We start from the raw sequence: 10,313 nt of genomic DNA on the forward strand, positions 1-10,313 counted from the left end.
CGGCCGCGCGGGCCGAGCGGCGCAGGTTGGCGTCGTCGAAGTTGGCGAGCCGGTTGGCGGTGGCGCGGACCTCGCGGCGCATCCGCCGCTCCTCCCAGGCCAGCACGGACTCGTGGGCGCCGAGGCGGGTGAGGAGGGCGCCGATGGCGTCCCCGTCCCGGACGACGACCCGGTCCACGCCCCGTACCTCGCGTGCCTTCGCGGCGATCGAGAGGCGGCGGGCGGCGCCGACCAGCGCGAGCGCGGCCTCCGGGCCCGGGCAGGTCACCTCCAGGGAGGACGAGCGGCCGGGCTCGGTGAGCGAGCCGTGGGCCAGGAAGGCCCCGCGCCAGGCGGCCTCGGCGTCGCAGGTGGCCCCCGAGACCACCTGCGGCGGCAGACCCCGGATCGGGCGTCCCCGGCCGTCCACGAGCCCCGTCTGGCGGGCCAGCTGGTCACCGCCCGCTACCACCCGTACGACGTAACGGGAGCCGCGGCGCAGACCGCCCGGAGCCATCACGATCAGCTCGGAGCTGTGGCCGAAGATCTCCAGGATGTCCCGCTTCAGCCGGCGCGCCGCCATCGCCGTGTCCAGCTCCGCCTCGATCACGATGCGGCCGCTCACCAGGTGAAGGCCGCCCGCGAACCGCAGGATGGCGGAGACCTCCGCCTTTCTGCAGCAGGTCCGGGTGACGGGAAGCCGGGAAATCTCGTCCTTCACCGCTGCCGTCATCGCCATGGGCCGATCCTTCCATGCATCCGAAAAATACGGTCGTACGCGGCGGCCAACAGCTCCGGATCGTGCCTCGGAGACCCATCGGTCCGGGCCACGGGCGCCAGCTCGACCGCGGCGCCGAACCGCTTCGCGGCATCGGTCAGTAAATCGCGGTCGGGCACGGCGGCCTCGTCGGCCAGCACCACGTCCAGGGCGAGTTTAGGGGCGTGTCGTCCCAAAACCTCCAAATGACGCTGCGGGGAGAAGCCATCGGTTTCTCCGGGCTGCGGAGCGAGATTCAGGGAGAGGACCCGGCGGGCCTTCGTCTCGGTGAGCGCGTCGAGCAGCTCGGGCACCAGCAGGTGCGGGATCACCGAGGAGAACCAGGAGCCGGGGCCGAGGACCACCCAGTCCGCGTCGAGGACCGCCGCGACGGCCTCGGGGACGGCCGGCGGGTCGTGCGGCACGACGTGCACGGACTGCACCTCGCCGGGCGTGAGCGCCACGGTCGCCTGTCCGCGGACGGTGTCGATGTCCTCGGGCCGCTCCGGGTCGTGGCCCTTGACGAGCGCCTGGAGCTCCAGGGGCACGGCGGACATGGGCAGCACCCTGCCGTGCGCGCCCAGCAGCCTGCCGACCAGGTCGAGGGCCTGGACGTGGTCGCCGAGCTGCTCCCAGAGCGCGACGATCAGCAGATTGCCGACCGCGTGCTCGTGCAGTTCGCCCTTGGACTGGAAGCGGTGCTGGATGACGCGCGCCCAGGTCTGGCCCCAGTCGTCGTCACCGCACAGCGCGGCCAGGGCCTTGCGCAGGTCGCCGGGCGGGAGCACGCCCAGCTCGTCGCGCAGCCGGCCGCTGGAGCCGCCGTCGTCGGCGACCGTGACGACGGCGGTGAGATCTCCGGTGATGCGGCGCAGCGCTGTCAGCGAGGCGGACAGGCCCATGCCGCCGCCGAGCGCGACGACCTTGGGCTGGGCGCCGCGGCGGCGCGGCTTGGCGCCACGGCCCTCGACCGGCTTGCCCCCGCGGGCCTCGGGGGCCATCCGCCGCAGTCTGCTCAGCCGCGGACTACGTCCCGTCATTCTCGGCCCATGTCCCGGTGGACGACGACCGTCTCCACTCCCTCGGACACCAGACGGGCGGCGAGCTTCTCCGACATGGCGACGGAGCGGTGCTTGCCGCCGGTGCAGCCGACCGCGATGGTCACATAGCGCTTGCCCTCGCGGCGGTAGCCGGTCTGGATGAGGCGCAGCAGTTCGGCGTACCGGTCGAGGAACTCCTTGGCGCCGGGCTGGTTGAAGACGTACGCGGCCACCTCCTCGTTCAGGCCGGTGTACTGGCGCAGCTCCGGGACCCAGTGCGGGTTGGGCAGGAACCGCATGTCCACGACCAGGTCGGCGTCGACCGGGAGGCCGTACTTGAAGCCGAAGGACATGACGGTGGCCCGCAGCTCGGGCTCCTCCTCGCCCGCGAACTGGGCGTCCATCTTGGCGCGCAGCTCGTGCACGTTCAGGCTGGAGGTGTCGATCACCAGGTCCGCGTCGCCGCGCAGCTCGCGCAGCAGTTCGCGCTCGGCGGCGATGCCGTCGACGATGCGGCCGTCGCCCTGGAGGGGGTGCGGGCGCCGCACTCCCTCGAAGCGGCGCACCAGGGCGTCGTCCGAGGACTCCAGGAAGACGATGCGCCGGGTGACGTGCTTGGTCTCCAGGTCCGCGAGGGACTCGCGCAGGTTGTCGAAGAATCGCCGTCCGCGGACGTCGACGACGACCGCGATCCGCGCCACGTTCCCCTGCGAGCGGGCGCCGAGCTCCACCATCGTGGGGATCAGCGCGGGCGGCAGGTTGTCGACGACGAACCAGCCGAGGTCCTCCAGACACTTGGCGGCGGTGGACCGGCCCGCGCCCGACATCCCGGAGATGATCACCAGCTCCGGAATGGCCGCCTCGGGGACGCCGGCCGTCTCGTTGGTCGTGCCCGTGTTCACTTCCGCTCCGTCTTTCTGTGCCGCTTCACCGGCTTCTTGGCCGGCTTCCTCGCCGGCCGTTTCTCGTTGCGTTCGATCCTCGCGCGCTTCGCTGTGCGATGCCTCTGTTTCAGCCGTGTGTGGTTCCCCGGTTCCGGCCGCGGGCGGTTGGGTTTCCGCCGTGCGCCCTGCCGAGGGTTCTTCCTGCTCGTGCTCGGTCATCTCTCCTGCCCCCGTCGTTCGTCCGAGGAGCCCGCGGACACGGGCTCCCCCGCGGAACCCGCCGTCGTTTCGGATTCCGCGTCTGTCGCGTATTCCTCTGTCGCGAATTCCTCGTCTTCCATGATCTCTCCAGTCGCGGTGTTCACGGCGGGTGCCGCCGGGGCCGCCTGGGCGAGGGCCACGGCGATCGACTCGGCCGTCTTGCGGCCTATGCCGGGAACCTCGCAGATCTGGTCGATCGTCGCGGACCGCAGCTTCTTCACCGAGCCGAAATGCTTGATCAACGCCTGTTTGCGCGTCTCGCCGAGGCCCGGCACGTCGTCCAGCGGGCTCGCCCTGAAGCGCCGGGCCCGCTTGGCGCGCTGGTAGGTGATCGCGAAGCGGTGCGCCTCGTCGCGCACACGCTGAAGAAGATAGAGCCCCTCACTGGTACGTGGCAGCACCACCGGGTCGTCCTCGCCGGGCACCCAGACCTCTTCGAGGCGCTTGGCCAGGCCGCACACGGCGATGTCGTCGATACCGAGCTCGTCCAGCGCCCGCTGGGCGGCGGCGACCTGCGGCTGTCCGCCGTCGACGACGACCAGCTGCGGGGGGTACGCGAACCGCTTGGGCCGCCCGTCCTCCTCGGTGAGCCCGTTCTCGCCGTCGGCCCACTCGCCGGTCTTCTCCTTGTCGGCGAGGTACCGCTTGAAGCGGCGGGTGATCACCTCGTGCATGGACCGGACGTCGTCCTGGCCCTCGAAGCCCTTGATCTGGAAGCGGCGGTACTCGCCCTTGCGCTGCAGCCCGTCCTCGAAGACGACCATGGACGCCACGACGTCGTCGCCCTGGAGGTGCGAGATGTCGTAGCACTCGATCCGCAGCGGCGCGCTGTCCAGGTCGAGGGCCTCGGCGATCTCCTCCAGGGCCCGGGAGCGGGTGGTGAGGTCGGAGGCCCGCTTGGTCTTGTGCAGGCCGAGCGCCTGGAGCGCGTTGCGCTGGACCGTCTCCATGAGGGCCTTCTTGTCGCCGCGCTGCGGGATACGCAACGACACGTTCGACCCGCGGCGCTCGGCGAGCCACTCCTGGACGGGTTCCACGAGTTCGGGCAGCGCCGGGACGAGCACCTCCTTCGGTACGGAGTCGCCGGTCTCCTCTCCGTAGAGCTGCTGGAGCGCGTGCTCGACCAGGTCACCCGTGGTGACGGCCTCGACCTTGTCGGTCACCCAGCCGCGCTGGCCGCGGACCCGGCCGCCGCGCACGTGGAAGATCTGCACGGCCGCCTCCAGCTCGTCCTCGGCGAGCGCGATCAGGTCGGCGTCCGTCGCGTCGGCGAGCACGACGGCGCTCTTCTCCATGGCCTTCTTGAGGGCCTCGATGTCGTCGCGCAGGCGGGCCGCCCGCTCGTACTCCATCTCCTCCGCCGCGTCCGTCATCCGGCGCTCCAGGCGGCGGATGTACGTCCCCGTGCGGCCGGCCATGAAGTCGCAGAACTCCTCGGCGAGTTCGCGGTGCTCCTCGGGCGAGACCCGCTCGACACAGGGGGCGGAGCACTTGCCGATGTAGCCGAGCAGACAGGGGCGGCCGGTGCGCGCGGCGTTCTTGAATACGCCCGCGGAGCACGTCCGTACGGGGAAGACGCGCAGGAGGAGGTCCACGGTGTCACGGATCGCCCACGCGTGCCCGTAGGGACCGAAGTAGCGCACGCCCTTCTTCTTCTGGCCGCGCATCACCTGCACGCGCGGGAACTCTTCGTTCATGGTGACCGCGAGATACGGATAGCTCTTGTCGTCGCGGTACTTGACGTTGAACCGGGGGTCGAACTCCTTGATCCAGGAGTACTCCAGCTGCAGCGCCTCGACCTCCGTGGACACCACCGTCCACTCCACGGACGCGGCCGTGGTGACCATCGTGCGTGTCCGCGGGTGGAGGCCGGAGAGGTCCTGGAAGTAGCTGGCCAGGCGCTGGCGCAGGCTCTTCGCCTTCCCGACATAGATCACCCGGCGGTGCTCGTCGCGGAATTTGTAGACCCCCGGCGAGTCGGGGATCTGTCCCGGCTTGGGGCGGTAGCTGGAGGGGTCGGCCATGTCTCACACCCTACTGGCGGGGTGTGACACCACGGATGCCGTGCCGGACACCCCGCGCCCCTAACGGCCCCCGTAAGGGGCGCGGGGAACTGCGCGACCAGCCATGGACGACCCGCACCTTGAATCCGGCCCGACCGGCGGAGCGCTCAGCGTGACTCCAGGAACGTGAGCACCGCCGGCACCCGCCGGTGATCGTCCGCGGCCTCCGGCAGGCGCAGCTTGCCGAGAATGCTGCGGACGTGCTTCTCGACCGTGCCCTCGGTCACCCACAGACGCCGCCCGATCCCGGCGTTCGAGCGGCCCTCGGCCATGAGCTCCAGAACCTCCCGCTCCCGGGTGCTGAGGAAGGACAGCGGATCGTCGCGGCGCTGGGCCGGGACGAGCTCCCGCACCAGGGAGGGGTCGACGACCGAGCCGCCCTTGCTGATGCGGTCCAGCGCCTCGATGAACTCGTCCACGACCGTGACCCGGCTCTTCAGCAGATAGCCGATCCGCCGCCCGCTCGCGAGCAGCTCCAGGGCGTCCTCGACCTCCACGAAGGCGGACAGCACGAGGATGCCGAGGTCGGGATACCGCGGGCCGCCTTCAGCCCCTCCGTGGAGTGGGTGGGCGGCATCCTGATGTCGACGATCACCAGGTCCGGCACGTGCTCGGCGACCAGTTCCAGGAGCGCGTTCGCGTCGCCGGCCTGGCCCGCCACCTCGTAGCCGAGGCGCTCGCAGAGACTGGCCAGACCCTCTCTGAGCAGGACGTCGTCGTCGGCCAGGACGACCCTCCCGCGCGCGGGTGGCTGTGCCGCGTCCATGGTGCTCCCCGTCCGCTCGGCCGACCGGTGCGGTGCGCGTCTGCGGCACGCCTCCAACAGCCTGCCGGACGTGGCCGGTTACGGCTGGCCGCAGGTGGGCAATGGTGGAGAACCGGAAGCCGTTTCGGGGGCCGGCCGTGACGACACGAAGACAGTTCGAGGGAATGCTCGTAGCAGTGCAGATGCAGGTGGGCCGCCGCCCCGGGCGAGGGGCGGCGGGCCGATGACCGAAAGGCTGCGGAAGATGCGACAGACACGGATCGAAAAGCGACGGCGGTCGGTCCGTGTGCGGCCGTACGAGGACGAGTTCTCCCCGTACGGGGACGAGGAGCGGTACGCGGACGGCCTGTTGTCCGGCCTCGACCCCCGCGACCCCGACGTCGTGCGCGCCAAGCGCCTGCGGTCGGCACCGAACGGCGGGACGCCCCGCCCCTGAAGCCGGACGGCCGCCGCACCGTCCGTGCAGAGCGCCCGGAGCGTACGTACATCACGAGTCCAGGACTCCCCCCTCGTTGGGCCTCCGACACTGCGTGCGTTCCGGGCAGTCACATGTCCGGGACGGCCGCCGGTCAATCCGGGGAAGACCGCCGGTCGGGCCTCGGAAGACCTCCGGTCAGTCCGGAGTGGACCGGGGCAGGGGCAGCCGTGCGATCAGCGTGATCCCTCTGCCCGGCGGGCTTCTGACGGTCAGCCTGCCGCCGATCGCCTCGCCCCGGTCGGTGAGCCCTATCAGCCCGGAGCCGCCGCCCGGTTCGGCTCCCCCGACCCCGTCGTCGCCGATGACGACCTCCAGGACGTCCTCGTACACCCGCGCCCGGACCTCGACCACCGTCGCGCGCGCGTGCTTGGCGGCGTTGGTGAGGCACTCGGAGGTCACGTAGTAGACGGCCACCTCGATCTGTTCCGGGAGGCGGGCCCCCGGCAGCTCCAGATCCAGCTCCATGGGCACGGCGGAACGCCTGGCCAGGGCGCGCAGGGCGGGGCCGAGACCGCCCTTGGAGAGGATCGCCGGATGGATGGGCCCCGGGAGATCTGCAGCAGGTCCTCGAAGGCGTCGTCCAGGCCCTTGCCGATGTGCGCCAGCTGCTCGACGAGCTCGGCCGGCTGGTCCTCCGTCATGGACTCGGCCGTGCGCAGGTCCAACTGGAGCGAGACGAGACGCTGCTGGACGCCGTCGTGCAGATCGCGTTCGATGCGCCGCCGGGACGCGTCACCGGCGGCCACCACGCGCGGTAACGGGTCGTCGGCGTCGCCTCGACGGGACGCCGCGCCCGCAGTGATCCTCATCTCGACGCACTCCCTGGAGGACTTCCAGGAGTTGGTGGCGGACGGCCCCGCCCGCGGCTTCCTGCCCAAGTCGGCGCTGTCGGCACGGACGGTCCGGGACCTGCTGGAGCAGTGAGGCCGACGCCCTGAACGGCGTGGCGGGGAACGCGTCCGGACAGCGAGGTTGCGCACCAGGTGTTGTCCGGGCCTGATCAACACGCTTCAATGCGGGGTGACTTGGGGCGGGCACCACCGCACAGGGACGCGAACGTCCCCCGCACGTCGGCCGTGTGCCCCTCCGACCAGCGCGAACGGCCCGACCAGCCGTTGCGAGCACTCACAGAAAGGCCCCTGGATGCGGGACGGCACACAACACGCGGGCGATGCCACGGCGGAGCTGGAGACGGCCCTGCGGGGCGGCCCCTTCCATGTCGCCCTGCGCGCCGCGATCGCCACCCGTGGGCTGCCGCTGCAGCGCGTCCAGCACCATCTGACGCGGTACGGGGTCAAGGTCGGCGTGACGAGCCTGAGTTACTGGCAGCAGGGTGCCCGGCGCCCACAGCGCCCCGAGTCGCTGCGGGCCGTGCGCGCCCTGGAGGAGATACTCCAGTTGCCGGACGAGTCACTGATCCGGCTGCTCGCGAAGGCCGACGAGCGCCCCGAGGCGGAGCGCGCCGCGGCCCGCTCGTACCGCTCCCTGGTGGAGGCCTCCGGCGCCCTGGAGAAGCTGCTGGCCGAGCTGGACTCACCGCTCGACGGCGGACTGCACACCATCGGCCACCACGAGCGCGTACGGATCGGCACCCGGCACGAGCTGCTGGGACGCGACTCGCAGCACATCGTGCGCGCCCACAAGGAGGGCATCGACCGCTTCGTCGCCATCCACCACGGCGACCCGGGATGCGACCCGGAGCGCATGGCGGTGCACGCCCTGGAGAACTGCCGCACGGGACGCGTCCTCTGGCACCACGACACCGGCGTCCTCGTCGCCGAGCTGCTCTTCGACACGCGGCTGCGTGCGGGCGACACCTTCCTGTTCCGCTACGGCGTCGAGGACGGCACGGCCGGCGCGTGCGGTGAGTACGTCCGCGGGTTCGGCTTCTCCGGCGGGCAGTACGCCCTCCAGGTGCGCTTCGCCGAGGACACGCTGCCCGTGCGCTGCCACCGGTTCACCCAGCACTCGGCCGCGGCACCACGGAGCGGCCGCCAGGAACTGACCCTGAGCGACCCCCACCGGTCGGTCCACGTGGTGGAGCAGCGGGTGCGCTCGGGGATCGTGGGGATCGGGTGGGACTGGGAGTGAGGGGCCGGGGCGGACGTGGTGAGGGACGGCTGGGGCGAGCCGCGGTGAGGGCCTGACTCCGGCGGCCGAGACGTAAACGTTTACGCAAGCGTTTACGTGTCCCGCGGCATCGGGTACGGTCCGATCCGGGACGGCGCCCGAACGCGAGCGCCGGCGAGGGCGAGGGAGGGGCTCACCCATGGCGACCATGGTCGATGTGGCCCGGAGCGCGGGCGTGTCCGTCGCGACGGTCTCGCACGTACTCAACGACACCCGCCCGGTGCGGCCGGCCACCCGCCAGGCCGTGCTCGACGCCATCGACGAACTCGGCTACACACCCAACACCCTGGCCAGATCCCTCGTCACCTCGCGCACCCGGTCGATCGGGCTCGCGGTGTCGGCGATCAGCAACCCGTACTTCACGGAGATCCTGCAGGGCGTGGAGGCCGGCGCCCTGGAGCACGGCTACAGCCTGCTGATCGCGGACCCGCACGACGATCCGGTGCATGAGCGCAAGGTGGTCCAGCTCCTGCACGAGCGGCGGGTGGACGGCATGCTCGTCGCGCCGTCCGCGCATCCGGAGGAACTGCTCGGCTATCTCGGGCGGCACGACGTACCGACGGTGTTCCTGGACCGGCTGGTCGACGGCGACCGGACGGCACCGGGTTTCGCCTTCGACCAGGTCTGCGCGGAGAACACCGAGCCCGTCACGCTCCTGGTCAGGCATCTCGCCGAGCTGGGTCACAAGAGGATCGGCCTGGTCGCCGGCCTGCCGGGGCTCAGCACGACGAGTGAGCGGATCTCCGGCTACCGGCACGGCCTGGCGTACGCGGGGCTCCCGTACGACGAGCGGCTCGTGGTCCCCGGCAACTCCGAGGCGGCGGGCGCCGAGCGCGCGACCGGCGCCCTGCTGTCCCTCCCGGCGCCGCCGACGGCACTGGTCACCGCCAACAACGCGATGACCATCGGCGCACTGCGGGCCGTCCGCGAGAGGGGCCTGTCCGTGCCCGGTGACCTGGCCCTGTGCTGCTTCGACGACTTCTCCTGGGCGGACCTCTTCTCGCCCCGGCTCACCGCGATCTCCCAGCCCAGCAAGGAGATCGGTGCCCAGGCCGTACGGCTGCTGCTCGACCGGCTGGACTCCCCCGGCCGCGAGGCCCGTACGGTCCGGCTGCCCTCCGCGTTCGTGCACCGCACCTCGTGCGGCTGCCCCGAGAAAGGATCCGACTCGTGATCGTCGTCGCCGGTGAGGCCCTGATCGATCTGGTGCCGTGTGAGGCGGGCGCGCTCGCGGGGCTCGACCCGCGGCGCGGCGGCGGCCCCTACAACACGGCGGTGGCGCTGGGCCGGCTCGGCTCCCCCGCGGCCTTCTGCTCGCGGATCTCGGAGGACGCCTTCGGCGAGGCCCTGGTCGGCGGACTGCACGAGGCGGGCGTCGACGTGTCGTCGGTACAGCGGGGTGCCGAGCCGACGACCCTCGCCGTCGCGTCGATCGGCGCGGGCGGTTCGGCCCGCTACTCGTTCTACGTCGAGGGCACCGCGGACCGGCTGTTCTCGGCGCCCTCCCAACTCCCGGACGGGACAAGGGCGGTGTCGTTCGGCACCTGCTCGCTCGTGCTGGAGCCGGGCGCGACGGCGTACGAGGAGCTGATGCGGATCGCGTCCGAGCAGGGTGTGTTCACCGCGCTCGACCCCAACATCCGCTCGGTGCTGATCCCGGACGCGGACGCCTACCGGGCCCGGTTCAAGAGCTGGCTGCCTTCGGTGTCGCTGCTCAAGCTGTCCGAGGAGGACGCGGAGTGGCTCGGCGGCACTCCGCGCGAGTGGCTGGCCTCGGGCCCTTCCGCCGTGGTCGTCACGCGGGGCGGCGACGGGCTGACCGCCTTCACCCGTGACGGCGCGGAGTACGCCGTGCCGGGTGAACCCGTCGACGTGGTGGACACGATCGGCGCGGGCGACACGGTGAACGCGGCGCTGCTGCACGGCCTCGCCGCCCGCGACGCGCTCTCCGGGCC

12 protein-coding genes and 1 pseudogene are annotated in these 10,313 nt (G+C 71.7%); 6 read left to right on the forward strand and 7 right to left on the reverse strand.

Annotated elements, in window-relative coordinates:
- From whiA to O3Q52_RS40290, 5 genes and pseudogenes are all read right to left on the reverse strand, one after another.
- Window positions 1–718, reverse strand: a 718-nt coding sequence (whiA, locus tag O3Q52_RS40270; protein ID WP_269653519.1) for a DNA-binding protein WhiA, incomplete at its 3' end; no start/stop codon positions are given.
- Complete coding sequence (gene yvcK, locus O3Q52_RS40275; RefSeq protein ID WP_269653520.1) at window positions 709–1,776, reverse strand: uridine diphosphate-N-acetylglucosamine-binding protein YvcK; 1,068 nt, start codon at window positions 1,774–1,776, stop codon at window positions 709–711. The genes yvcK and whiA, both read right to left, overlap by 10 nt.
- Window positions 1,773–2,879 (reverse strand): RNase adapter RapZ, encoded by a 1,107-nt coding sequence (gene rapZ, locus O3Q52_RS40280; protein WP_269653521.1) that lies wholly within the window; start codon window positions 2,877–2,879, stop codon window positions 1,773–1,775. The genes yvcK and rapZ overlap by 4 nt, the downstream gene beginning before the upstream one ends.
- Window positions 2,876–4,945, reverse strand: coding sequence for an excinuclease ABC subunit UvrC (gene uvrC / locus O3Q52_RS40285; protein WP_269653522.1), 2,070 nt, complete (start codon window positions 4,943–4,945; stop codon window positions 2,876–2,878). Before uvrC ends, rapZ begins: the two co-directional genes overlap by 4 nt.
- 146 nt (window positions 4,946–5,091) lie before the next feature.
- A pseudogene (locus tag O3Q52_RS40290) lies at window positions 5,092–5,750 on the reverse strand (response regulator).
- A gap of 244 nt (window positions 5,751–5,994) precedes the next feature.
- Between O3Q52_RS40290 and O3Q52_RS40295 the strand changes: the two are divergent.
- Window positions 5,995–6,186 (forward strand): hypothetical protein, encoded by a 192-nt coding sequence (locus O3Q52_RS40295; protein WP_269653523.1) that lies wholly within the window; start codon window positions 5,995–5,997, stop codon window positions 6,184–6,186.
- Window positions 6,187–6,363: 177 nt separating this feature from the next.
- Here the strand turns inward: O3Q52_RS40295 and O3Q52_RS54275 are convergent, their stop codons facing one another.
- Entirely contained in the window at window positions 6,364–6,693 is a 330-nt protein-coding gene (locus tag O3Q52_RS54275; protein WP_332112987.1) for an ATP-binding protein, read from the reverse strand.
- Window positions 6,624–6,893 (reverse strand): hypothetical protein, encoded by a 270-nt coding sequence (locus tag O3Q52_RS54280; RefSeq protein WP_332112988.1) that lies wholly within the window; start codon window positions 6,891–6,893, stop codon window positions 6,624–6,626. Before O3Q52_RS54280 ends, O3Q52_RS54275 begins: the two co-directional genes overlap by 70 nt.
- Here O3Q52_RS54280 and O3Q52_RS54285 point away from each other — a divergent pair.
- The 5 genes from O3Q52_RS54285 to O3Q52_RS40320 all read left to right on the forward strand — a co-directional run.
- Window positions 6,825–6,986 (forward strand): hypothetical protein, encoded by a 162-nt coding sequence (locus O3Q52_RS54285; RefSeq protein ID WP_332112989.1) that lies wholly within the window; start codon window positions 6,825–6,827, stop codon window positions 6,984–6,986. The two genes, O3Q52_RS54280 and O3Q52_RS54285, sit on opposite strands and share 69 nt — an antisense overlap.
- A gap of 40 nt (window positions 6,987–7,026) precedes the next feature.
- Window positions 7,027–7,152, forward strand: a complete 126-nt coding sequence (locus O3Q52_RS40305; RefSeq protein WP_269653524.1) for a hypothetical protein — start codon at window positions 7,027–7,029, stop codon at window positions 7,150–7,152.
- A gap of 219 nt (window positions 7,153–7,371) precedes the next feature.
- A complete protein-coding gene (locus O3Q52_RS40310) occupies window positions 7,372–8,319 on the forward strand; it encodes a hypothetical protein (RefSeq protein WP_269653525.1) in 948 nt (315 codons plus the stop codon).
- A gap of 178 nt (window positions 8,320–8,497) precedes the next feature.
- Window positions 8,498–9,532 (forward strand): LacI family DNA-binding transcriptional regulator, encoded by a 1,035-nt coding sequence (locus O3Q52_RS40315; protein ID WP_269653526.1) that lies wholly within the window; start codon window positions 8,498–8,500, stop codon window positions 9,530–9,532.
- Window positions 9,529–10,313: carbohydrate kinase (locus O3Q52_RS40320; RefSeq protein ID WP_269653527.1), on the forward strand; the 785-nt coding region annotated here is incomplete at its 3' end. The genes O3Q52_RS40315 and O3Q52_RS40320, both read left to right, overlap by 4 nt.

This window comes from Streptomyces sp. ActVer, assembly GCF_027270795.1.
GTDB lineage: Bacteria > Actinomycetota > Actinomycetes > Streptomycetales > Streptomycetaceae > Streptomyces > Streptomyces umbrinus_A.

What these genes read in the sequence shown, in the direction of transcription:
- O3Q52_RS40295 (WP_269653523.1), top strand. Translation starts at nt 5,995, where the DNA reads ATGCGACAGACACGGATCGAAAAGCGACGGCGGTCGGTCCGTGTGCGG.
- rapZ (WP_269653521.1), bottom strand. Translation starts at nt 2,879, where the DNA reads ATGACCGAGCACGAGCAGGAAGAACCCTCGGCAGGGCGCACGGCGGAA.
- yvcK (WP_269653520.1), bottom strand. Translation starts at nt 1,776, where the DNA reads ATGACGGGACGTAGTCCGCGGCTGAGCAGACTGCGGCGGATGGCCCCC.
- O3Q52_RS54275 (WP_332112987.1), bottom strand. Translation starts at nt 6,693, where the DNA reads ATGGAGCTGGATCTGGAGCTGCCGGGGGCCCGCCTCCCGGAACAGATC.
- uvrC (WP_269653522.1), bottom strand. Translation starts at nt 4,945, where the DNA reads ATGGCCGACCCCTCCAGCTACCGCCCCAAGCCGGGACAGATCCCCGAC.
- O3Q52_RS40315 (WP_269653526.1), top strand. Translation starts at nt 8,498, where the DNA reads ATGGCGACCATGGTCGATGTGGCCCGGAGCGCGGGCGTGTCCGTCGCG.
- O3Q52_RS40310 (WP_269653525.1), top strand. Translation starts at nt 7,372, where the DNA reads ATGCGGGACGGCACACAACACGCGGGCGATGCCACGGCGGAGCTGGAG.